Origin of the sequence: Streptomyces sp. NPDC001480, assembly GCF_042894725.1 — a bacterium.
In the GTDB taxonomy this organism is placed as follows: domain Bacteria; phylum Actinomycetota; class Actinomycetes; order Streptomycetales; family Streptomycetaceae; genus Streptomyces.
The window spans coordinates 594,320-616,831 of sequence record NZ_JBIAVX010000001.1 but is presented as its reverse complement, the minus strand read 5'-3'; the positions used below and the strand labels follow the sequence as shown (position 1 = coordinate 616,831).

Here is a 22,512-nt window from a genome sequence, read left to right as displayed (position 1 = left end):
CCATGCGCGAGGACGACTACCGCGACCGGGACGCGTTCGGCGAGGACGACTTCGGCGGCGGGGTCCTGGAGGAGGAACTGCGCCAGGCCGCCGCCATCCTCGACCCCGTCCCCGCCGAGCTGCGCCAACTGGCCATCGACGCCTACGGGTTGCACGACCTGGACGCGCGGGTCGCCGAGCTGACCTTCGACTCCCTGGTCGACGCCGTCCCGGTCCGGGGCGCGCCGGACCCGCCCCGGATGCTGACCTTCCGCGGGGGCGGGCTGACCGTGGACGTCGAGGTCGGCGAGGACGGGCTGATGGGCCAGGTGCTGCCCCCGCAGTCGGCGAGCGTCGAGGTGCTCGGCGGCCCGCAGACGGCGGTCCCGCTCGCGGCGGACGCCCTGGGCCGCTTCACCGGCGCGGCGCTGCCCAGGGGCCCGTTCGCACTGCGGCTGCGGACCGGCGGGGACGTGATCGTCACGGAGTGGCTGCGGGCCTGACCCCCCGGGTCACCGGGAGAGGCCGTCCACCAGGGCGGCCAGGGCCGCGACCAGCCGGGACAGTCCCGGTTCCACGGTCGGGCCGCCGGGCTCCGCCATGTAGGTGTCCCGGCGGATCTCCACCATCAGGGCGCCGACCCGCGGGTCCGTGCCGTAGAAGTCGAGCGGCACGTACGCACCGCTGAACGGGCTGTCCAGCCCCGTCTCCCCGCACCGCGCGAACACCTTCCGGGCCAGCTCCGCCAGTTCGGGCGGGGTGTGGAAGGCGTCGGTGCCCACGCAGACCGGCGGGCGGGGCCCCGCTCCGTGCAGCTCGTAGGGCAGCGCCTCGGTGGGATAGGAGTGCACGTCGATCACGACGGCCCGCCCCGTCGCGGCCAGCCGGTCGGCCACCGCCCGCGTCATGGCGTCGGCGTACGGCCGGAAATACCGCTCGACCAGCGGCTCCGGGTCGGTGCCGGCGGGCCGCAGCTCGGCCCGGTGCGTGGTCCGCGTGTACACCGCGCCCATCCCCACGGCGAGCATCTCCTCCCGCTCGTCCGGGAACCGCTCCGGGTCGACGACCAGCCGCGACAGCCGGTTGACGAACCGCCAGGGCCTCACCCCGGCCAGCCCGGCCGCCGCCTCGGCGATCCCGTCCGTGTGCGCGTCGGTGATGTGGTCCAGCTCCCGCTCCAGCGCGGCGTCGTCCAGCACGATCCCCGCCCGCACGGATTCCGGTATCTCCCGCGCGGAGTGCGGCACGTGCAGGATCACGGACGAGTCCTCGGCACCGGGCAGGAGCTCGAAGGAGGGCAGGGGACGGGACACGGGCGGCTCCGGGGGCGTTGTCAGTGTCAGGGTGCGGGATCAAGGGGCAGGAGCAGTGTGCCGGATCGATGCCGAGCCACGCGTGGCGCGCAGGGAGCCGCGTCTACCTCCGGTGCCGGACGTACCAGCCCACCACGACGATGACCAGCAACGAGCCGAAGAACGCCCAGAGGGTTGCCGAGGTGTCATGGGACCGGTAGCCGATGATGGCGAGCATGCCCGGTCGGATACCCGCGCCCGCCGACGGCACTCCCGCTCGGCTGACCGTACGGCTCCGCCCCGGCCGGGGTGCCGGCCGGGGCGGAGTCGTTCAGTGGGACGGCTCTCTGGCCGTGCGCGTCAGTTCAGGGACGCGAGGGCCTCGTTCCAGGTGGCCGACGGGCGCATGACCGCGTCCGCCTTGGCCTTGTCGGGCTGGTAGTAGCCGCCGATGTCGGCGGGGGAGCCCTGGACGGCGTTCAGCTCGTCGACGATTCGCTGCTCGCCCGCGGTGAGCGTCTCGGCGAGCGAGGCGAACGCCTTGGCCAGGTCGGCGTCGTCGGTCTGCTTGGCCAGCTCCTGCGCCCAGTACAGGGAGAGGTAGAAGTGGCTGCCGCGGTTGTCGATGCCGCCGACGCGGCGGGTCGGGGACTTGTCCTCGTTGAGGAAGGTCGCCGTGGCCCGGTCGAGGGTGTCGGCGAGGACCTTGGCACGGGTGTTGCCGGTGGCGGCCGCGTACTGCTCGAAGGCGGGGACGAGCGCGAAGAACTCACCGAGCGAGTCCCAGCGCAGGTAGTTCTCCTTGACCAGTTGCTGGACGTGCTTCGGCGCGGAGCCGCCGGCGCCGGTCTCGAACAGGCCGCCGCCCGCCATCAGCGGGACCACCGACAGCATCTTGGCGCTGGTGCCCAGCTCCAGGATGGGGAAGAGGTCGGTGAGGTAGTCGCGCAGCACGTTGCCGGTGACCGAGATGGTGTTCTCGCCGCGGCGGATGCGCTCGACCGACAGCTTGGTGGCGTCGACCGGGGCGAGGATGCGGATGTCCAGGCCCTCGGTGTCGTGCTCCGGCAGGTAGGCCTTGACCTTGGCGATCAGGTTGGCGTCGTGCGCGCGGGTCTCGTCCAGCCAGAACACGGCGGGGTCGCCGGTGGCGCGGGCGCGGGTGACGGCGAGCTTCACCCAGTCCTTGATCGGCGCGTCCTTGGTCTGGCAGGCGCGGAAGATGTCGCCGGCGGAGACCGTCTGCTCGATCACGGCGTTGCCGGCCTGGTCGACGAGGCGGACCGTGCCCGTGACCGGGATCTCGAAGGTCTTGTCGTGGCTGCCGTACTCCTCGGCCTTCTGCGCCATGAGGCCGACGTTCGGGACGGAGCCCATGGTGGCCGGGTCGTAGGCGCCGTGAGCGCGGCAGTCGTCGAGCACGGCCTGGTAGACACCGGCGTACGAGGAGTCCGGCAGGACCGCGAGGGTGTCGGCCTCCTGGCCGTCCGGGCCCCACATGTGGCCGGAGGTGCGGATCATGGCCGGCATGGACGCGTCGACGATGACGTCGGACGGGACGTGCAGGTTGGTGATGCCCTTGTCGGAGTCGACCATGGCCAGCGCCGGGCCCTCGGCGAGCTCGGCGTCGAAGGAGGCCTTGATCTCCGCGCCCTCGGGCAGCGCCTCGATGCCCTTGAGGATGCCGCCCAGACCGTCGTTCGGGGTCAGGCCGGCCGCGGCGAACGTCTCGCCGTACTTCGCGAACGTCTTCGGGAAGAAGGCGCGCACCACGTGACCGAAGACGATCGGGTCGGAGACCTTCATCATCGTGGCCTTCAGGTGCACGGAGAAGAGGACACCCTCCTCCTTGGCACGGGCGACCTGGGCGGTCAGGAACTCGCGCAGGGCGGCGACGCGCATCACGGAGGCGTCGACGACCTCGCCCTCGAGGACCGGCACGGACTCCCGCAGCACGGTGGTGGAGCCGTCGTCACCCTTGAGCTCGATGCGCAGCGAACCGGCCTCGGAGATCACCACGGACTTCTCCGTGGAGCGGAAGTCGTCGACGCCCATCGTGGCCACGTTGGTCTTGGACTCGGGGGTCCAGGCGCCCATGCGGTGCGGGTGGGTCTTGGCGTAGTTCTTCACCGAGGCCGGGGCGCGGCGGTCGGAGTTGCCCTCGCGCAGCACCGGGTTCACGGCGGAGCCCTTGACCTTGTCGTAGCGGGCGCGGATCTCGCGCTCCTCGTCGGTCTTGGGGTCGTCCGGGTAGTCCGGCAGCGCGTAGCCCTTGCCCTGGAGCTCGGCGACCGCGGCCCTGAGCTGCGGGATCGACGCCGAGATGTTCGGCAGCTTGACGATGTTGGCCTCGGGCGTCTTGGCCAGCTCACCCAGCTCGGCCAGCGCGTCCGGGATGCGCTGGTCCTCGTTCAGGTACTCCGGGAAGTGGGCGATGATGCGCCCGGCCAGCGAGATGTCGCGAGTCTCCACGTCGACACCGGCCTGCGAGGCGTACGCCTGGATCACCGGCAGGAACGAATGCGTCGCCAGGGCCGGGGCCTCGTCTGTGTAGGTGTAGATGATGGTCGAGTCAGTCACCGGGTGCTCCGCTCCACGTCTGCAACATTGCTCGACATCAAGATATCTCGTGACCGCCGTGCACTCGACAGGGGTCCGCCCTCACACCGGGACCACATCGGTGTCGCCCGGGGGCAACCGAGGGGATCGATTCTGCGGTCCAGTAGGCAGATCGCCCACTCACCGACGGCCGGACCCGACCACCCGGCCGCCCGAGCGAAAGCGGACCATGAGATATCGCACCAGAGTGACGGCCCCCGCGGCCGCCCTGATCGGCACGGCGACCGCACTGACCGTGGGCTCCGCCGCCCACGCCGCCCCCCGCACCGGCGGCGACCCGGGGACCCCGGGCCCGGAGACCCTCGGCGACCCCGTCTTCCCGGCCCTCGGCAACGACGGCTACCGCGTCTCCTCGTACGACCTCGACCTCGCGTACGACCCCGCGACCGGGCTGGTCGAGGCGACCGCGACCCTGACGCTCCGCACCGACCGGCGCCTCACCCGGTTCTCCCTCGACTGCCTCGGCCTGGACATACGGTCCGTACACGTCGACGGCTGCGAGGCCGCCTTCGAGCAGGCGGACGAAAAGCTGCGGATCACCCCCGCCGCGGCGCTGCGGGCCAAGGACCGGGTCACGGTGTGCGTGGCGTACTCCGCCGACCCGCACCGCGCCCTGCCGCACACCGGCTGGGTCGTCACCCCCGACGGGTTCGCGGTGTGCGGCCAGCCGAACTCCGCGCACACCGTGTTCCCCTGCAACGACCACCCCTCGGACAAGGCGGACTTCACCTTCCGCGTCACGGTCCCGAGCGGCCTGCGCGGCGTGGCGAACGGCGTGCTCACCCGCACGGAGACCCTGCCCGACGGCCGCACGGCGTACTCGTACCGCTCCCGCTCCCCGATGGCCACCGAGCTGGTGCAGATCACCGTCGGCGACTACGTGGTCAAGGACCGGCAGGGCCCGCACGGGCTGCCGCTGCGCGACGTCGTACCGGCCGCCCGCGCCGCCGCCCTGGAACCGGCGCTCTCCCTCACCCCCGGCCTCGTGGAGTGGCTGGAGGCCCGCCTCGGCGCCTACCCCTTCGAGACGTACGGCCTGCTGCCCTGCAACTCCGACGACCCGAACGCCTTCGACTTCACCGGCCTGGAGACCCAGACCCTCACCCTGTACAAGCCGAACTTCCTGCTCCAGGAGGAGAGGAAGATCGGCTCGCACATGATGCACGAGCTGGTCCACTCCTGGTTCGGCAACCTGGTCAGCCCCGCCACCTGGGCCGACCTGTGGCTGAACGAGGGGCACGCCGACTTCTACGGGCTGCTGTACCGCTACGAGCGCGGCTGGCCCGACTCCCTCGGCCTCACCACCATGGAGGCCCGGATGAGGGACACCTACGCCCGCGGTGACCAGTGGCGCCACGACTCCGGCCCGGTCGCCGCCCCGAACGCCGTGAACCTCTTCGACAGCCAGCGTTACCTGGGCGGTGTCCTCGTCCTGTACGCCTTCCGGCAGCTGGTCGGCGAGGACGTCTTCCACGCCGTGGAACGCACCTTCCTGGAGTGCTTCCGCAACTCCGCGGCCTCCACGGAGGACTACATCGCCGTCGCCTCGAAGGTCTCGGGTCAGGACCAGTCCGGCTTCCTGCGCGACTGGCTGTACGGCACCACGACGCCGCGCATGCCCGGCCACCCGGACTGGACGGTCACCCCGGTGACCCCGTCCCTCGCGACCCCGCACAGCCTGCGCGGCGGCCATTACCACGACAACTCGGCGACGCTCTAGCCGGTCAGCTCGCGCTCGATCCAGCGGCAGATCACGGCCACCACGTAGGCGCGCTCCGCGCGGCTCAGCTCCCGCCCCTTGGGGATCCGGTGCCAGCGCTGGAGACATCCGCGGCAGCAGGTCGCCGTGGCGTGCTGGGCGACGAAGACCGGATGGCCGCGGTACGGCGTCTGCCGGCCGTCCTTGTACGGCTCGGCCGGCGCCAGCCGCTTGGCGATCAGGTCGTGGGCGTGCCTCCGCATCGTGGCCGGGCCACCCAGCTCCGCGGTGGCCCGGTCCCGCCCGCGCAGGTGGAACTTGGCGCGGAACGGCTGCCGGGCGAGCGCGTCGAGCCGCTGGTCGAGCACGCGGGCCGGCGGCTCCGGAATCGGGGGGTCCGGGGGAGTGGCCATACTGCTCCGAGCATACGGCGGCCGGGCCCGAGGCCACCGGGACGCCTCCCGGCCCCGCCACACGGAACACCGGCGCGGGGCGCGTGCGACGGGGAACCGGCCACTTGGCCGGGGCACGCGCGCAGTAGCGTGGCCGCCGCCGCCCGCCACCGCAGGTCGGCACCGGCCGGCGACGCTGCCCGCCACCCCCGCCCGCCGGACGGCGCACGGCGTCAGCCGATGATGCCGGGGCCCGACGGCACGTCCTCGGCGCCGCGCTGGTGCGGGATCACCACCGAGCCCTGCTGGAGGGCGACCGTGCGGGCGGGTGCGGGGATGCGGATGCCCTCCTCGCGGTAGCGGCGGTGCAGGCGCTTGATGAACTCGTGCTTGATCCGGTACTGGTCGCTGAACTCGCCGACACCCAGGATGACCGTGAAGCCGATGCGGGAGTCGCCGAAGGTGTGGAAACGGATGGCGGGCTCATGGTCCGGGACGGCGCCGGCGACCTCGGTCATCGTCTCGGCGATGACCTCCGTGGTCACCCGCTCCACGTGGTCGAGGTCGCTGTCGTAGCTCACGCCCACCTGCACCAGGACCGTCAGCTGCTGCTCGGGACGGGTGTAGTTGGTCATGTTGCTCTTCGCCAGCTCGCCGTTGGGGACGACGACGAGGTTGTTGGAGAGCTGGCGGACCGTCGTCTGGCGCCAGTTGATGTCGACGACATAGCCCTCCTCGCCGGTGTTCAGCCGGATGTAGTCGCCGGGCTGCACCGTCTTGGAGGCGAGGATGTGGATGCCCGCGAACAGGTTGGCGAGGGTGTCCTGGAGGGCCAGGGCGACCGCCAGACCGCCCACGCCGAGGGCGGTGAGCAGGGGCGCTATCGAGATGCCCAGCGTCTGGAGCACCACCAGGAAGCCGATGGCCAGGACCAGCACCCGGGTGATGTTGACGAAGATGGTGGCCGACCCGGCGACACCGGAGCGGGACTGGGTGACGCTCTGCACCAGCCCGGCGATCACCCGGGCCGCGGACAGGGTCACCACGAAGATGAGCAGCACCTTCAGGCACTGGTTGGTGTGCTGCTGGACGGACCGGGTCAGCGGCAGCGCCGCCGCCGCACCGGCCGCGCCGGCCGCGATCGCCGCCCACGGCACCACCGTGCGCAGCGCGTCCACGATCACGTCGTCGCCGCTCCACCTGGTGCGCTTGGCGTGCCCCGCCAGCCAGCGCAGCAGGGTGCGGGAGGAGAAGGCCACCAGCAGGCCCGCCGCCAGGGCGATGCCGGCGAGGATCAGGTCGTCCAGGGTCAGCGCGCGGTTCACCGGTCACCTCCGGGGCGCAAGGCCTCGGCGGACGGCGTCGCCGACGGCCCGGTGGAAAGACCGGTGTGAGGAATCGTCACGTTGTCACCTGCTCGTTTCCGGGATGTGCGGTCACGCGGGCCAGGGGGACGTCGACGGCCGGCGCGACTTTTCATCCTGCCGTATCAGCAACGGCAGTTCGCACGCCGGAGGCCCCTCAGAGCGAGAACGAGCCGTGTCGTCCCTCACCCCCGGCGAACCGCGCGGCGCCCTGAAGCGCCTCCGTCAGCACGCCCGCGCCGTGCCGGAGTTCACCGCGCAGCGCGCTCTCCTCGTCCAAGCCCTCCTGCTCCAGCGCCGACGCCCGGTCGGCGCGCAGGCAGGCCTGCGGGAAACGGGCGACGGCCGCCGCGAGTTCCTCCGCCTCCGCGCGGGCCCGGCCCGTGGGGACCAGGCGGTTGGCCAGGCCCGTCTCGTAGGCTTCGCGGGCCGGCACCGGACGGCCGGTGAGGATCATGTCCATCGCGCGGCTCGCGCCGATCAGCCGGGGCAGCCGCACCGTGCCGCCGTCGATGAGCGGGACGCCCCAGCGGCGGCAGAACACGCCGAAGACGGCGTCCTCCTCGGCGACCCGGAGATCGCACCACAGGGCGAGCTCCAGGCCTCCGGCGACGGCGTGCCCGGCGACCGCGGCGATCACCGGCTTGGACAGCCGCAGCCTGGTCGGGCCCATCGGGCCGTCCCCGTCCTCGGCGACCCGGTTGCCGCGCTCCGTACCCATCGCCTTCAGATCCGCACCCGCGCAGAAGGTGCCGCCCTCGCCCCACAGCACCGCCACTCGTGCCTCGTCGTCGGCCTCGAACGCGCGGAACGCCGCCACGAGCGCGGCCGCGGTGGGACCGTCGACGGCGTTGCGGACCTCCGGGCGGGAGAGGACGACGGTGGTGACGTGTTCCTTGCGTTCCACTCGGACCGACACGGGGGACTCCTTCGCTGACCGGGGGACCGGCCGCCCAGCATGCCCGCCCCCGGGACCCGTCGGTGACCCGCCCCTCAGATCACCTTCAGCCGCACCAGAGCCCCCAGCGTCAGCGCGCCCGGCACCAGCGGCACCCACACCGTGATGATCCGGTAGGCGAGGACCACCGCCGTGGCGACGGCCGCCGGGCCGCCCACCGCGACCAGGGCCACGATCAGCGCCGCCTCCACGGAGCCGAGCCCGCCGGGCGTCGGCACCAGCGCCACCGCGACCGTCGCCGCCAGGTAGGCCAGAGCCATGTGCGCGGCCGGCACCGGCAGCCCCAGCGACCGGCCCACCGCGGCCAGCCCGGCCGCCTGGAGCGCGGGGAACGCCAGCGACCCGCCCCACAGGGCCAGCGCCCGGGCCGGGCGGGCGTGCACCGACCGCGCCTCGCCCAGCGCCGTCCGCACGAAGGAGAACGCGGCCGTGCGCAGCCGTCGTACGAGCAGCAGCGCGGCCGCCGCGAGCAGCAGCCCGGCACCGATGGCCAGCAGCAGCGGGCCGAGCGCACCGCCGGGCAGCAGGCTGCCGAGCCGCAGCGCGTCCGGGAAGGCGATCAGCAGCGCGGTCAGCAGGACCAGCCGGCCCACGCACTCCGCGAGCAGGTACAGCGCGAGGGCTGCCGAGGAGCGGGCGAGCGGCACCCCGCACACGGTCATGAAGCGCAGGTTGACGGCGCTCGCGCCGAGCCCGGTCGGCAGCAGGTGGTTGGCCGCCCCGGCCGCGAACTGGGTGGCCAGCAGCCGCCGTCTGGGCAGCGGCTGCACGACGGCACCCTGCCGGGTGAAGGCGGCGGCGACCCAGGTCAGACAGGTGGCGCCGGCCGCCGCCAGCAGCCACGGCCAGGACGCCGTGCGCAGCTGTCCGAAGCCCGCGGCGAGCACGGAGCGGTGCCGCACCGCGGCCACGGTGACGAGCAGGAGCGGGACCAGGCACAGGGCCTGGCGGACGGGGACGCGTCGGGGGAGTCGTCCCGGGCGGAGTTCGGGGAGCTGTACCGCTGTCACATCCGGTGTCACGTCACAAGAGGCTTTCCGCACCGCGCCAACGGCGGGTGGCGGAAGCGGGACCGGCGGCTTACGGACGGGCAGCGGCTGAGCGAGAAGGCGCGGGGGAGGGGTCATCGGGTCCTTCGGGCGAGGGGACGACGGCGGGCGAGGGGACGACGGGCGAGGGGACGACGGGCGAGGGGACGACGGGCGGGTGTTGACCTCAACGATGCTTGAGGTTCTACGTTCTCTCCCATGAGTATGGAGACCACAGCGTGGACACAGCTGCACAGCGTGATGAACGCCCAGGCGGAGCGCCGCCCCTTCGACCGCGGAACCCTGCGGCGCATCGCCGCCTTCGCCCGCCCGCACCGCCGCCGCATCGTCTGGTTCGTGCTGCTCGGGGTGGTGACCGCGCTGCTCGCCGTCGCGACCCCCGTGCTCGCCGGCCGCGTCGTCGACGCGATCGTGTCGCACGGGGACGAGGGCACGGTCGTACGCCTGGCCGTGCTCATCGCGCTGATCGCCGTCGCCGAGGCCGCCCTCGGGATCCTCGGCAGACGGCTCTCGTCGACGCTCGGGGAAGCGCTCATCCTCGATCTGAGAACGGCTGTGTTCGATCATGTGCAGCGCATGCCGGTCGCGTTCTTCACACGTACTCGTACGGGAGCGCTCGTCTCCCGACTCAACAACGATGTGATCGGCGCCCAGCGGGCCTTCAGCAACACCCTGTCCGGCGTCGTCAGCAACATCGTCACGCTGCTGCTCACCCTCGCCGTCATGCTCACCCTGTCCTGGCCGATCACCCTGCTCGCACTGGTGCTGCTGCCGGTGTTCGTGGTGCCGGCCCGCCGCATGGGCAGCCGGATGGCCCGGATGCAGCGGGAGGCGGCCGCCCTCAACGCGGCGATGGGCACCCGGATGACCGAGCGTTTCTCCGCCCCCGGCGCCACCCTGGTCAAGCTGTTCGGCCGGCCGGAGGAGGAGTCGGCCGAGTTCACGGCGCGGGCCGCCCGGGTGCGGGACATCGGCGTCCGCACGGCGACCGCCCAGTCGGCGTTCATCACCGCCCTGACCCTGGTGTCGTCCCTGGCCCTCGCCCTGGTCTACGGCCTCGGCGGCTGGTTCGCGCTGCGCGGCCACATGGAGCCCGGCGCGGTCGTGTCGCTGGCGCTGCTGCTGACCCGGCTGTACGCCCCGCTCACCGCGCTCGCCGGGGCCCGCGTCGAGGTGATGAGCGCACTCGTCAGCTTCGAGCGGGTCTTCGAGGTGCTCGACCTGGAGCCGCTCATCCAGGAGAAGCCGGACGCCCGTGAGGTGCCCGAGGGCCCGGTGGCGGTCGAGTTCGACGGCGTCCGCTTCGGCTACCCGTCCGCCGACAAGGTCTCCCTCGCCTCCCTGGAGGAGGTCGCCACCCTCGACGGCCGCGGTGGCGGCGAGGTCCTGCGCGGCGTCACCTTCCGCGCCGAACCCGGGCAGACCGTCGCCCTCGTCGGCTCCTCCGGCGCCGGCAAGTCGACCATCGCCCAGCTGCTGCCGCGCCTGTACGACGTCGACGAGGGCGCCGTCCGGATCGGCGGCGTGGACGTACGGGACCTGACCGCGGCCTCCCTCAGGGCCACCCTCGGCATGGTCACCCAGGACGGCCACCTCTTCCACGACACCGTCCGGGCCAACCTGCTGCTGGCCCGCCCCGGGGCGAGCGACGACGAACTGTGGGACGCGCTCGGCCGCGCCCGCCTCGACGATGTCGTACGGTCCCTGCCCGACGGCCTGGACACGGTGGTCGGCGAGCGCGGCTACCGCCTCTCCGGCGGCGAGCGGCAGCGGATGACCATCGCCCGGCTGCTGCTGGCCCGGCAGCGGGTCGTCATCCTCGACGAGGCCACCGCCCACCTGGACAACACCTCCGAGGCCGCCGTGCAGGAGGCTTTGACGGAGGCACTCAGGGACCGCACCGCGCTGGTGATCGCCCACCGCCTGTCCACCGTCCGCGCCGCCGACCTGATCCTCGTCGTCGAGGCCGGCGGCATCGTGGAACGGGGCACGCACGACGAACTCCTGGCGTCCGAAGGGCGCTACGCCCAGCTGTACCGCACCCAGTTCGAGAAGCGGGACGCCGTGACGGAGGCCGGGGCCGAGGTGGCGGCCGGGGCGTGACCGGCGGGCGGCAGGGCACCCGAGGGGGCGTCACATACGTACCAGGCAACCCTGCTCGGGAGGCAGACACCGTGTCGAAAGCACAGATCACAAGTGCCGTGGCCACGCTCGTCCTGGCCGCCGGCTTAGCGGCCTGCGGCAGCGAGGACGGCTCCGGGAAGGGAGGTGACGCCGAGGCCGGGGCGAGCGCGACGCCCACAACCGAGGCCGTACGGGACGCCTACCGCAACACCGTGGCCGCGGACACCGCGAGGATGACGGTGAGCAGCAAGGCCGTCGCCGAGGGGCAGGCGGTCACCGCGCGCGGCACCGGCGTGGTGGACCTGGCGAAGGGCGCCAGCCGGATCACGCTCACCTCACAGGGCACCGAGATCGAGCAGCGCGTCGTCGACGGCGTGGTCTACCAGAAGCCGTCCGGCGGCCGGCGGGCCGAGATCCCGGGCGGCAAGACCTGGATGAAGATCGACCTGGCCCGGCTGAACCGGTCCAACCCCACGGGGCGGTCCCAGGTCAGTGACCCGGCAGAGCCGTTCCGCTTCCTCAAGGGCGTCGGCAGCGAGGACGTCACCCGGATCGGCACCCAGACCCTGGACGGCACCCGCACCACCCACTACCGCGTCGCCGTGCGCCTCTCCACGCTGACGCACGACAACGCGCGACAGGCCGAGGAGCTGAAACGGCAGCTGGGCAAGTCCTCCCTGCCGGTGGACCTGTGGCTCGACGACCGGGGCCGCCTGCGGCAGGAGAGCGTACGACTGAACCTGCACCCCCTGAAGGGAAGGACGCCGGGGAAGGAGAACACCCAGGTGACCAGCACCACCGTCCTGCGGTTCACGGACTTCGGCACCGAGGCGAACGTCGCCGCGCCGCCCGCCTCGGACACCGCGGACGTCACCGGCCGGCTGACCGGACCCGGCGGGTCCACGCCGTCCGGCGGGTCCGCGCAGACCGGCTGACCCCGGCACCCCGGGCGTCCCCGGGGTGCCGGAACGTGTCAGCTGCCGCAGCCTGGATACGCGGTCACCACGGCAGCAGGCGCGTCCGGAAGGTCATCCACGCCATGGGCAGCGACACGTACAGCGAGAATCGGAGCGGGACGGCGCCCCCGGCCCCGTACCGCTCGGAGGTCACCCTCCGCGTCAACGGAAAACCCCACACCCTCCTCGTCGACCACCGGCGCGCCCTGCTCGACCTGCTGCGCGAGGACCTCGACCTGACCGGCGCCAAGAAGGGCTGCGACCACGGCCAGTGCGGGGCCTGCACGGTCCTGGTCGACGGGCGCCGGGTCAACAGCTGCCTGCTGCTCGCCGTGGCCCTCGACGGCAGCGAGGTCACCACCGTCGAGGGCCTCGCGGACGACGCCGAGGAACCGCACCCCCTCCAGCGGGCCTTCCTGGAGCGCGACGCCTTCCAGTGCGGGTACTGCACACCCGGCCAGATCTGCTCCGCCGTGGGCGCCCTGGCCGAGGCCGCCGCCGGTCACCCCTCGCACGTCACCGACCCGGCGGCCCCCTCCGGCCGGCCCGTGCCGCTGGACCGGGACGAGATCCGCGAACGGCTCAGCGGCAACCTCTGCCGCTGCGGGGCCTACCCGCGCATCGTCGACGCCGTGGAGGACGTGAACCAGTGAAGCCCTTCGCCTACGTACGGGCCCGCAGCGTCGAGGAGGCGGTCGAGGCGTACGCCGCGCACCCCGGCGCCCAGTACCTCGGCGGCGGCACCAACCTCGTCGACCTGATGAAACTCGGCGTGGCCCGGCCCGCCGCCCTCGTCGACGTCGCCCGCCTGCCCCTGGACACGGTGGACGAGCTCGACGACGGCTCACTGCGTGTCGGCGCCACGGTCCGCAACAGCGACCTCGCCGCCCACCCGCTGGTCCGTGACCGCTACCCGGTCCTCTCCCAGGCCCTGCTCGCGGGCGCCTCCGGCCAGCTGCGCAACGCCGCCACCACCGGCGGCAACCTGCTCCAGCGCACCCGCTGCCCCTACTTCCAGGACCTGTCCAAGCCGTGCAACAAACGCGAGCCCGGCACCGGCTGCGGCGCCCGCGACGGCGTGCACCGCGACCACGCCGTCCTCGGCCACTCCCCGCAGTGCATCGCCACCAACCCCTCCGACATGTCCGTCGCCCTGGCCGCCCTCGACGCCCGCGTCGAGCTGTACGGCACCGACGGCACCCGCAGCGTGCCGGTGGCCGAGTTCCACCGGCTGCCCGGCGACCACCCGGAGCGGGACACCGAGATCCGGCCCGGCGAACTGATCACCGCCGTCGTGCTCCCGGCCGCCACCGCCAAAGCGCCCTCCGCCTACCGCAAGGCCCGCGACCGCGCCTCGTACGCCTTCGCGCTCGCCTCCGTCGCCGTGCTGCTGCGGGTGACGGACGGCAGGGTCGCCCAGATCGGCCTGGCCTTCGGCGGTCTGGCGCACCGGCCCTGGCGGGCCCGGCTGGCGGAGGAGGCCCTGCTCGGCGCGGCCGCGACCCCGCCCGCCTTCGAGGGCGCCGTCGACCTCGAACTCGACGCCGCCGAGCCCCTGCGTGACAACGCCTACAAGGTGCCCCTCGCCCACAACCTCGCCCTCGAGGTCCTGGGCCGCCTCGCGCCGACGCCCGTGGGGAGCTGAACCGGTATGCCACAGGAGGACACCATGGCCCGCACCGGCCCCGCCCTGGGTGCCCCGGCCGAGCGCCGGGAAGGCCGCGAGAAGGTCTCCGGCCAGGCCCGCTACGCCGCCGAGTTCCCCCTGCCGGGCCGCGTCCACGCCTGGCCCGTGCCCGCCACGGTCGTCCGCGGCCGGATCACCGCGATCGACACGGACGCCGCCCGCGAGATCCCCGGCGTCCTGGACGTGCTGACCCACGAGAACGCCCCCCGGATCACGGAACCGGAGGACGCCACCCTCGCCGTGCTCCAGGACCCCCGGGTGCCGCACCGGGGCTGGTTCGTCGCCCTGGTCGTCGCCGACACCCTGGAGACGGCCCGCGCCGGCGCCCGGGCCGTCCGGGTGACGTACGACGCCGAGGAGTACGACGTCACCCTCCGGCCGGAGCATCCCGACGCCTACGAACCCCAGGAGGCCAACGGCGGCTACCCCGGCCGCAGCGAACACGGCCACCCGGACGGCGCCTTCGCCGCCGCACCCGTCCGCGTCGACACCGAGTACCGGGTGCCGCCCCTGCACAACCACCCCATGGAGCCGCACGCCAGCACCGCGCACTGGGACCGGGCCCGCGACAAGCTCACCGTCCACACCTCCAGCCAGGGCGGCACCACCGTACGCTCCGTGCTCGCCGGGCTGTTCGACATGCCCGAGGACCACGTCACCGTCGTCGCCGAACACGTCGGCGGCGGCTTCGGCTCCAAGGGCACCCCGCGCCCCGACGTCGTCCTCGCCGCGATGGCCGCACGCCACACCGGCCGGCCGGTGACCGTCAACCTGCCGCGCAAGTACCTGGCCGCGGTGGTCGGCCACCGCGCCCCCACCCTGCACCGGCTGCGCCTCGGCGCCACCGCCGACGGCCGCCTGACCACCGTCATGCACGAGGTGACCACCTGTACCTCCCACGTCCGGGAGTTCGTCGAGCAGGCGGCGGTCCCGGCGCGCGTCATGTACGCCGCCCCGCACCTGCTGACCGTCCACCGGGTCGTCCCGCTGGACGTGCCCAGCCCGTCCTGGATGCGCGCCCCCGGCGAGGCGCCCGGCATGTACGCCCTGGAGTCCGCGATGGACGAACTCGCCGACGCGCTCGGCGAGGACCCGGTGGAGCTGCGGATCCTCAACGAACCCGACAGCGAGCCCGAAAGCGGCAAGCCGTTCAGCAGCCGGCACCTCGTGGAGTGCCTGCGCGAGGGCGCCCGCCGCTTCGACTGGGCGCACCACGCCCCGCGCCCCCATGCCCGCTCCGAGGGGGCCCTGCTCATCGGCACCGGCGTGGCCTCGGCGACCTACCCCGTCCTGGTCTTTCCGTCCACCGCGGCCGCCCACGCGCTGCCGGACGGCACCTTCCTGGTGCGGGTGAACGCCGCCGACATCGGCACCGGCGCCCGTACCGTGCTCGCGCAGGTGGCGGCCGACGCGCTCGGCGTACCCCTGGAGCGGGTACGCACCGAGGTCGGCAACAGCGACCTGCCGTCCGCCTCGCTCGCCGGCGGCTCCTCCGGCACCGCCTCCTGGGGCTGGGCCGTGCACGCCGCGTGCGCCCGGCTCGCCGACCGCCTGGCCGCTCACACCGGGCCGCTGCCCGACTCCGGCCTCGTGGAACGGGCGGACACCACCGGCCGCGCCGACGTGGACGAGGGGTACGCGCGCCACGCCTTCGGCGCCCACTTCGCGGAGGTGGCCGTGGACACCGTCACCGGCGAGGTCCGGGTGCGCCGGCTGCTCGGCGTGTACGCGGCCGGGCGGATCCTCAACGCCCGTACCGCGCGCTCGCAGTTCGTCGGCGGCATGACCATGGGGCTCGGCATGGCGCTCACCGAGGGCAGCACCATGGACGCCGCCTTCGGTGACTTCACCGAGTCCGACCTCGCCTCCTACCACGTGCCCGCGCACGCCGACGTCCCCGACATCGAGGCGCACTGGATCGAGGAGGACGACCCCCACCTCAACCCGATGGGCAGCAAGGGCATCGGGGAGATCGGCATCGTCGGCACCGCCGCGGCCATCGGCAACGCCGTCCACCACGCCACCGGCATCCGCTTCCGCGAACTGCCCCTCACCCCGGACCGGGTGCTGACCGGTCTGTCCGGAGGGTAACGACTGCTGCGCTCCAGTGCCGCGCTCCAGTCCGAGTGCGATGGCCCCTGTCCAAATGTCATGTCAATGACGTGTTGCCAGGAGATTTCGGGAGCCCGCCGGGCGGCGCCGGTCGATTCCTGGAACGGGCGGAGGCGGTGGTACCGCGGTACCACCGGCCCCTCTTCATCGACCTCCCGGGTACCACGGTCCGCGCCCGCCGCGCCCTTAGCGTGACGGGGAGCGGACCGGGCCGGATGCGGCCCCCGGAGGCGAGGACGGACGATGGGCGAAGCGGGGCACGCGGCGCGAGCGGCGGCCGGTCCGGTCACCGGCTGCCGGGCCCCGTCCGCCCCCGACCCCCTCGCCTCCTTCGTACGGTTCGTGCTGTGCGGCGGCGGGGTGGGGATCGCCGCCGCCTCGGCGGTGCCGCCGCTGGCCGGGGTGCTGTCCTGGGCGGCGGCGAACGCGCTGGTCACCGTCGCCTCCACGGTGCTGTGCACCGAGCTGCACGCGCGGTTCACCTTCGGGACCGGGCGGCGCGCCGGATGGCGCCGGCACCTTCAGTCCGCCGGGTCGGCCACCGCCGCCTACGCGCTGACCTCGGCCGCGGTCGCCGTCCTGCGGGTGGTACGGCCGACGTCCGGAGCCCTTCTGGAGCAGGCCGTCTACCTGGGGGCCTCCGCACTCGCCGGCACCGGACGGTTCCTGCTGCTGCGCGCGTGCGTCTTCGGCCCCGGCCGCACACCGACGGCTCCGCCACCGGCTCCGACGCGCCCCGCACTCCAGTTGCCGGCGGCAGCCTCGTGACCGGGCCGCAGCCCCCGTGTTCCGGAGCGGCGCCGCGGACCTGGCGTCGCCCGTGTCCCGCGGCGACGCTGCGGGCCTGGCCTTTCGTCCCGCGGGTGGGCGAGTCGGCGCTCGGATGGGAGTAGTACCGCGGTACTACCCCCGACCGCGTCATTGATGACCGCGGTACCACGGCTTCGGGCCCCGGCGCTCCTAGCGTTGGCTGTGAGGGGACCGTGAGGGTCCGACAACCCGAGGCAAGGGAGCGGCGATGATCGAGGCGCGGCAGCTGACCAAGCGGTACGGCGAGAAGACGGCCGTCGACCACCTGGACTTCGTCGTCAGGCCGGGCACGGTCACCGGCTTCCTGGGCCCCAACGGCGCGGGCAAGTCCACCACCATGCGCATGATCGTCGGACTGGACGCGCCCACCAGCGGCAGCGTGACCGTGAACGGCAGGCGGTACGCCGCGCACAGCGCTCCGTTGCAGGAGGTCGGCGCCCTGCTGGAGGCCAAGTCGATCCACCCGGGCCGCTCCGCCTTCGCCCATCTGATGGCACAGGCCCACACCCACGGCATCCCGCGCCGCCGGGTGGAGGAGGTCGTCGAGCTGACCGGCCTGAAGTCCGTGGCCAAGCGGCGCGCCGGCGCCTTCTCGCTCGGCATGGGCCAGCGCCTGGGGATCGCCGCGGCCCTGCTGGGCGACCCGGCCACCCTCATGCTCGACGAGCCGGTCAACGGGCTCGACCCCGAGGGCGTGCTGTGGATCCGCAACCTGCTCACCGGGCTCGCGTCCGAGGGCCGTACCGTCTTCGTCTCCTCGCACCTGATGAGCGAGATGGCGCTGGTCGCCGACCACCTGATCATCGTCGGGCGCGGACGCCTGCTGGCCGACACCACGGTGCGGGAACTGGTGCGCCAGGCAGGCGGTGACACCGTGACGGTCGCCTCCGACCGGGCGAACCGTCTGCGTGAGGTCCTGGCCGGCCCCGGCGTGGAGATCACCGGCACGATCGGTTCCGAGGAACTCCAGGTGACCGGCCTGACGGCACGTGCCATCGGCCTCAAGGCCGCCGAGCACGGCATCCCCCTGTACGAGCTCAGCTCCAGGACCGTCTCCCTGGAACAGGCGTTCATGGACCTGACCAGCGACGCCGTCGAGTACCACGGCACCACCACCGTCGAGGCACCCCGGAGCGCCGCATGAGCCAGACGACCCTGACCGAGAGCGCCACGCCCGCACCGGCACCCGGGCGCGGCCCGCGCCCGCCCTACAAGGTCACCGCGCGCCGGGTGCTGCGCTCGGAGTGGGCCAAACTGTGGTCCCTGCGCTCCACCTGGATCACCCTGGGCCTGGGCCTGCTGTTCCTGATCGGCTTCGGTGTCATCGCCGCCGTGCACTACCACTCCGAGTACACCTCGGGCCGGCAGATGCGCCCGGACGACGCGAACGCGACCGCGCTGAGCCTGTCCCTGTTCGGCACCAACTTCGCGCAACTCGCCCTGGGCGTCCTCGGCGTACTGGTCACCGCAGGCGAGTACTCCACGGGCATGATCCGCTCGACGCTCGCCGCGGTCCCGCGCCGCCTGCCCGTGCTGTGGGCGAAGGCCGCGGTGTTCGGCCTGGTGGCGCTGGTCGTCGCCACCGTCGGCGCGTTCGTCGCGTTCCCGATCGGCGCCGGCGTGGTCTCCGGCACGCCCGCGGCGCTGTCGCTGTCGCACGCGGGAGTCGTACGAGCCCTCCTGGGCGCGGGCCTCTACCTCGGCCTGGTCGCCGTGATCGGCGTGGCCCTGGGCGCGCTGCTGCGCTCGGTCGCGGGCGGCATCGCCGTGCTGGTCGCCTCGCTGATGCTGGTGCCCGGCCTCGTCACGCTGCTGCCCAGCTCGTGGCAGGACGACATCAGCAAGTACCTGCCCAGCAACGCCGGTGAGTCGGTGTTCGCGCTGACCCACGACTCGACGGCCCTGTCACCCACCGCCGGGCTCGTGGTCTTCGTCGGCTGGACCGCGCTCGCGCTCGCGGGGGCCGCGTACCGCCTGGTGCGCACCGACGCCTGATGCCGCGCACTCCCACGGGCGGCCCGCACCCGGCCCGGTGCGCGCCCCCCGGCCGCCTTACGCCACGATGGACGGGTGACACCCATGAACGGCGACGACTCCGCCCAGGCCGCGGCCGCTGCCCAGGCCGGGGCGGCCTACCAGGTCCGGGCGGACCCCGTCTGGAACCACCCCCTGGTCAACCGGGTGTCCAGCCTCGGCCAGCGGCTGCGCCAGGCCGACCGGGGCCACCCGTGGATGCTGGACGCGGGTCTGGTCCTCCTCACGGTCCCACTGCTGTGCGTGCCGGACCTGGTGCCCCACCACCACGACCGGCACGACCTCGCCCGCGCCTTCACCCACCTGTCCCTGGCGGCCACCGTCGCCTTGCAGGCCGGGCAGGTGCTGCCCCTGCTGTGGCGGCGCAGAAGGCCCTCGGCGGCGTTCGCGCTGATCGCCGCGGTGTTCCTCGTCCAGTGCGCGCTGGGCGCCTGGCTGCGCGCCGGCGTCGCCGTGCTGATCGCGCTCTACAGCCTGGCCCTGCACGGGCGGCTGCGTCATCTGCCCGCCGCCTGCGCCGTGACGGCGGGCGGGCTGGTGCTGCTCGCCGTGCGGATGCGCGCGGACGTGTCCATCGTGGACGGGCTGTTCTTCCTGAGCACCACCATCATCGCCGCGGTCGCGCTGGGTCTCGCGGTACGCATCCGGCGTGCCCAGCTCGCCGGTCTGCGCGACCGCGCGGCCCGTCTGGAGATCGAGCGCGACCAGCGCGGCCGGCTGGCCGTCGCCACCGAACGCACCCGGGTGGCCCGCGAGATGCACGACATCGTCGGCCACAACCTGTCCGTCATCATCACGCTCGCCGACGGTGGCGCGTACGCCGCCGACATCGCCCCCGAACGCGGCAAGCAGGCCCTCCTCATGATCGGCGACACCGGACGGCAGGCCCTCGGCGAACTCCGCCGCACCCTCGGCGTCCTGCGCGAACAGAGCCAGGCCCCTGAACTCAGCCCCCAGCCGGGCCTCGCGGACATCGACGCCCTGTGCGCCCGGATCCGCTCCGCCGGCCCCCAGGTCGACCACCGCACCCGCGGCGAACTGGACGTCCTGGACCGCGGCGTCCAGCTGGCGGTCTACCGCATCGTCCAGGAGGCTCTCACCAACGCTCTCAAACACGCGGGCCACGACACCCGGATCCGGCTCACGGTGGCCGTCGAGGACACCCGGGTGCGGATCGACGTCCACGACACCGGCCCGGGCGCGGGTCCCGGCCGGCCCGGACCCGCCGAGGAAGGACACGGACTGGCAGGCATGAAGGAACGCGCAGCCCTCTACAACGGGGCCGTCACCGCGGGACCCGCCCCGGGCGGCGGATGGACGGTACGGGCCACGCTCGACCTCACCCCGCTCGCCGGCCTGCCCGGTCCGTCCGGCCCGGGAGGCGCGGCGTGACCACCGTGCTCATCGCGGACGACCAGCCCTTGCAGCGCTTCGGCTTCCGCATGCTTCTGGAGAGCTCTCCCGAGACGGAGGTCGTCGGTGAGGCGGCGCACGGCGGCGAGGCCGTCCGCATGGCCGCGGAACTCCGCCCGGACGTGATCCTCATGGACGTCCGGATGCCCGGCATGGACGGCATCGAGGCCACCCGCCACATCGTCGCCTCCGGCGGCCGCTCCCGCGTCCTCGTCCTGACCACCTTCGACCTGGACGAGTACGCGCACGCGGCCCTGCGCGCCGGAGCCAGCGGATTCCTCCTCAAGGACGCGCACCCCGAGGAGCTCCTGGCCGGGATCCGCGCGGTCGCGGGCGGCGACGCCGTCATCGCCCCGGCCCTCACCCGCCGCCTGCTGGACACCCACGCCCTGCGCCTGCCGTTCCCGGCCGCCGGGGCGGTGGACGACCCGCGAGTGCGCGCCCTGACCGAGCGCGAACACGAGATCCTGGTCGCCATCGGCCAGGGCTGGACCAACGGCGAGATCGCCGAGCGCCTGGTCCTGTCGGAGTCCACGGTGAAGACGTACGTCGGCCGCGTCCTGGCCAAGATCGGAGCCCGCGACCGCATCCAGGCCGTGATCTTCGCCTACGACCTCGGACTCGCCCGCCCGAACGCACCCGGGTGACGTACGGCGACGGCACGCCGGCGCCGGACGGTCGCGGCCACGGCGGCGCCCGCACACAGCGACGTCGCACCCGGAACCGGAGCGTGCCCGGCGGGCCGTCGCGGCGCCGGGGAAAAGGGGTGGGCGGGCCGGTGACCGGGCTGGTAGCTTGCGGTCGACCGTGATCCCTTCCGAGGAGGTGAGACCCATGAACGCCGTATCCGCATGGGTGCTCCCCCTCGTCGTCACGGTCGGGCGATCGACGTAGGTGTCGCCGGGAGTGCCCTGACAACCCTGACAACAAGGCACTCCCGAAAGGCAACACCCCATGCGTTCTGTGCAGTTCACCACGGAGACGACGTCGAACGGCGTCGTGGAACGCGACTTCACCGTGGGCGACGTCCCCGGCCTGCTCTGGTCGCCCGCGTCCGGCGCCGATCGCGCGCCCCTGGTACTGATGGGTCACGGCGGCGGCACACACAAGAGGTGGCCGGCGATGACGGGCCGTGCGCACCTCCTCGTGAACGCCTGTGGATTCCACGTCGCCTGCATCGACGCACCCGGTCACGGCGACCGGCCGCGCACGGCGCACGACGAGCAGGAGATCGCCGCACTGTTCGAGGCGAGGGAGGCGGGCGAGCCGGAAGGCCCGATCGTCGTCCGCTACAACGCCCACCTGGCCAAGCGCGCCGTACCCGAGTGGCAGGCGACCCTGGACGCCCTCCAGGGACTTTTGGAGATCGGCGCCGAAGGACCGGTCGGCTACTTCGGCCTGAACATGGGCACCGCGATCGGGGTGCCGTTCGTGGCGGCCGAACCCAGGATCACCGCCGCGGTCTTCGGCCTCCACTGGCCCGACGCCCTGGCCGGACCGGCGAAGCGGATCACCGTCCCGATCGAGTTCATGCTCCAGTGGGACGACGAGCACATCCCGCGCGCGGCGGGTCTGGCACTGTTCGACGCCTTCGCCTCGAAGGAGAAGACACTGCACGCCAATTCGGGCAGGCACAAGGAGCTGCCCAGGTTCGAGGCCGACAGCGCGGTCCGGTTCTTCGCCCGGCACTTCGGCCGGGCCGTGACGTCACCGGCCTGACATGAGAGGTAGCGGCGTCCGGCCTGCCGGGCGCCGCCACCGGCCCCCGGCGAGGGCCCGCCGGAGCGCCCGCGCCGAATGTCAGGAGCCGGCGTCGAGGCACGTGACGAAGTCGGTGAGGCGGGCCCACATCCGGGGTGCGTTGGAGTGCATGGGGAAGTGCGCGCTGTGGCTGATCTCGGCGAGCTCGACGCCGCCCGGGCGGCGTCCGGCATGAGGAGGACTGTCCGGGACGGACCGGCTACTCTCTGCTCTCCACGGCCGGGCCCTTCTTCACATACCGCGATAAACTATGACCAACGTAT

At 73.3% G+C, this 22,512-nt stretch carries 19 protein-coding genes; 13 read left to right on the top strand and 6 right to left on the bottom strand.

Features of this window, described 5'->3' with window-relative positions; all coding sequences use genetic code 11:
* Positions 1-2: 2 nt before the first annotated feature.
* Positions 3-482 carry a hypothetical protein gene (locus ACFY01_RS02865; RefSeq protein WP_390734032.1) on the top strand — a complete coding sequence of 160 codons (480 nt, stop codon included), beginning with the start codon at positions 3-5 and terminating at the stop codon, positions 480-482.
* A 9-nt stretch (positions 483-491) separates the two neighbouring features.
* Here ACFY01_RS02865 and ACFY01_RS02860 read toward each other — a convergent pair whose 3' ends face one another.
* Together ACFY01_RS02860 and ACFY01_RS02855 are read right to left on the bottom strand one after the other, a co-directional pair.
* Entirely contained in the window at positions 492-1,292 is an 801-nt protein-coding gene (locus ACFY01_RS02860; RefSeq protein WP_390733826.1) for an N-formylglutamate amidohydrolase, read from the bottom strand.
* Between the two features lie 339 nt (positions 1,293-1,631).
* Positions 1,632-3,851 carry an NADP-dependent isocitrate dehydrogenase gene (locus tag ACFY01_RS02855; protein WP_390733825.1) on the bottom strand — a complete coding sequence of 740 codons (2,220 nt, stop codon included), beginning with the start codon at positions 3,849-3,851 and terminating at the stop codon, positions 1,632-1,634.
* Between the two features lie 208 nt (positions 3,852-4,059).
* Here ACFY01_RS02855 and ACFY01_RS02850 point away from each other — a divergent pair, with 208 nt between their 5' ends.
* Complete coding sequence (locus ACFY01_RS02850; RefSeq protein WP_390733824.1) at positions 4,060-5,610, top strand: M1 family metallopeptidase; 1,551 nt, start codon at positions 4,060-4,062, stop codon at positions 5,608-5,610.
* On the opposite strand, the gene ACFY01_RS02845 is transcribed toward ACFY01_RS02850, so the two are convergent.
* From ACFY01_RS02845 to ACFY01_RS02830, 4 genes are all read right to left on the bottom strand, one after another.
* Positions 5,607-6,002: a DUF4186 domain-containing protein gene (locus ACFY01_RS02845; protein ID WP_390733823.1), complete on the bottom strand. Its 396-nt coding sequence runs from the start codon at positions 6,000-6,002 to the stop codon at positions 5,607-5,609. The genes ACFY01_RS02850 and ACFY01_RS02845 overlap by 4 nt on opposite strands.
* 212 nt (positions 6,003-6,214) lie before the next feature.
* The gene (locus ACFY01_RS02840) at positions 6,215-7,306 is read right to left on the bottom strand and encodes a mechanosensitive ion channel family protein (protein WP_390733822.1); all 1,092 of its coding nucleotides are present in this window, start codon (positions 7,304-7,306) and stop codon (positions 6,215-6,217) included.
* Between the two features lie 196 nt (positions 7,307-7,502).
* Complete coding sequence (locus ACFY01_RS02835; RefSeq protein ID WP_390733821.1) at positions 7,503-8,264, bottom strand: crotonase/enoyl-CoA hydratase family protein; 762 nt, start codon at positions 8,262-8,264, stop codon at positions 7,503-7,505.
* A 74-nt stretch (positions 8,265-8,338) separates the two neighbouring features.
* Complete coding sequence (locus tag ACFY01_RS02830; RefSeq protein WP_390733820.1) at positions 8,339-9,313, bottom strand: YbhN family protein; 975 nt, start codon at positions 9,311-9,313, stop codon at positions 8,339-8,341.
* Positions 9,314-9,556: 243 nt separating this feature from the next.
* On the opposite strand from ACFY01_RS02830, the gene ACFY01_RS02825 reads away from it, so the two are divergent.
* The 11 genes from ACFY01_RS02825 to ACFY01_RS02775 all read left to right on the top strand — a co-directional run bounded on the left by ACFY01_RS02825 (position 9,557) and on the right by ACFY01_RS02775 (position 22,207).
* Entirely contained in the window at positions 9,557-11,455 is a 1,899-nt protein-coding gene (locus ACFY01_RS02825; RefSeq protein ID WP_390734031.1) for an ABC transporter ATP-binding protein, read from the top strand.
* A gap of 71 nt (positions 11,456-11,526) precedes the next feature.
* Positions 11,527-12,411 (top strand): hypothetical protein, encoded by an 885-nt coding sequence (locus ACFY01_RS02820; protein ID WP_390733819.1) that lies wholly within the window; start codon positions 11,527-11,529, stop codon positions 12,409-12,411.
* A gap of 104 nt (positions 12,412-12,515) precedes the next feature.
* A complete protein-coding gene (locus tag ACFY01_RS02815) occupies positions 12,516-13,085 on the top strand; it encodes a (2Fe-2S)-binding protein (protein ID WP_390734030.1) in 570 nt (189 codons plus the stop codon).
* Positions 13,082-14,077 carry an FAD binding domain-containing protein gene (locus tag ACFY01_RS02810; RefSeq protein WP_390733818.1) on the top strand — a complete coding sequence of 332 codons (996 nt, stop codon included), beginning with the start codon at positions 13,082-13,084 and terminating at the stop codon, positions 14,075-14,077. Before ACFY01_RS02815 ends, ACFY01_RS02810 begins: the two co-directional genes overlap by 4 nt.
* A 6-nt stretch (positions 14,078-14,083) precedes the next feature.
* Positions 14,084-16,210 (top strand): xanthine dehydrogenase family protein molybdopterin-binding subunit, encoded by a 2,127-nt coding sequence (locus tag ACFY01_RS02805; protein WP_390733817.1) that lies wholly within the window; start codon positions 14,084-14,086, stop codon positions 16,208-16,210.
* A gap of 264 nt (positions 16,211-16,474) precedes the next feature.
* The gene (locus ACFY01_RS02800; protein ID WP_390733816.1) at positions 16,475-16,999 is read left to right on the top strand and encodes a hypothetical protein; all 525 of its coding nucleotides are present in this window, start codon (positions 16,475-16,477) and stop codon (positions 16,997-16,999) included.
* A gap of 250 nt (positions 17,000-17,249) precedes the next feature.
* Positions 17,250-18,185: an ATP-binding cassette domain-containing protein gene (locus tag ACFY01_RS02795; protein ID WP_390733815.1), complete on the top strand. Its 936-nt coding sequence runs from the start codon at positions 17,250-17,252 to the stop codon at positions 18,183-18,185.
* A complete protein-coding gene (locus ACFY01_RS02790) occupies positions 18,182-19,036 on the top strand; it encodes an ABC transporter permease (protein WP_390733814.1) in 855 nt (284 codons plus the stop codon). Before ACFY01_RS02795 ends, ACFY01_RS02790 begins: the two co-directional genes overlap by 4 nt.
* Positions 19,037-19,120: 84 nt before the next feature.
* Positions 19,121-20,467: a sensor histidine kinase gene (locus ACFY01_RS02785; RefSeq protein WP_390734029.1), complete on the top strand. Its 1,347-nt coding sequence runs from the start codon at positions 19,121-19,123 to the stop codon at positions 20,465-20,467.
* On the top strand, positions 20,464-21,135 hold the full coding sequence (locus ACFY01_RS02780) for a response regulator (RefSeq protein WP_390733813.1): 672 nt from the start codon (positions 20,464-20,466) through the stop codon (positions 21,133-21,135). The genes ACFY01_RS02785 and ACFY01_RS02780 overlap by 4 nt, the downstream gene beginning before the upstream one ends.
* A gap of 307 nt (positions 21,136-21,442) precedes the next feature.
* Positions 21,443-22,207 carry an alpha/beta hydrolase gene (locus tag ACFY01_RS02775; RefSeq protein ID WP_390733812.1) on the top strand — a complete coding sequence of 255 codons (765 nt, stop codon included), beginning with the start codon at positions 21,443-21,445 and terminating at the stop codon, positions 22,205-22,207.
* The last annotated feature ends 305 nt before the right edge of the window (positions 22,208-22,512 follow it).

Coding starts and splice junctions, on each gene's coding strand:
- ACFY01_RS02865 (WP_390734032.1), top strand. CDS start 3: ATGCGCGAGGACGACTACCGCGACCGGGACGCGTTCGGCGAGGACGAC.
- ACFY01_RS02850 (WP_390733824.1), top strand. CDS start 4,060: ATGAGATATCGCACCAGAGTGACGGCCCCCGCGGCCGCCCTGATCGGC.
- ACFY01_RS02845 (WP_390733823.1), bottom strand. CDS start 6,002: ATGGCCACTCCCCCGGACCCCCCGATTCCGGAGCCGCCGGCCCGCGTG.
- ACFY01_RS02825 (WP_390734031.1), top strand. CDS start 9,557: ATGGAGACCACAGCGTGGACACAGCTGCACAGCGTGATGAACGCCCAG.
- ACFY01_RS02815 (WP_390734030.1), top strand. CDS start 12,516: ATGGGCAGCGACACGTACAGCGAGAATCGGAGCGGGACGGCGCCCCCG.
- ACFY01_RS02805 (WP_390733817.1), top strand. CDS start 14,084: ATGCCACAGGAGGACACCATGGCCCGCACCGGCCCCGCCCTGGGTGCC.
- ACFY01_RS02800 (WP_390733816.1), top strand. CDS start 16,475: ATGGGCGAAGCGGGGCACGCGGCGCGAGCGGCGGCCGGTCCGGTCACC.
- ACFY01_RS02795 (WP_390733815.1), top strand. CDS start 17,250: ATGATCGAGGCGCGGCAGCTGACCAAGCGGTACGGCGAGAAGACGGCC.
- ACFY01_RS02790 (WP_390733814.1), top strand. CDS start 18,182: ATGAGCCAGACGACCCTGACCGAGAGCGCCACGCCCGCACCGGCACCC.
- ACFY01_RS02785 (WP_390734029.1), top strand. CDS start 19,121: ATGAACGGCGACGACTCCGCCCAGGCCGCGGCCGCTGCCCAGGCCGGG.
- ACFY01_RS02775 (WP_390733812.1), top strand. CDS start 21,443: ATGCGTTCTGTGCAGTTCACCACGGAGACGACGTCGAACGGCGTCGTG.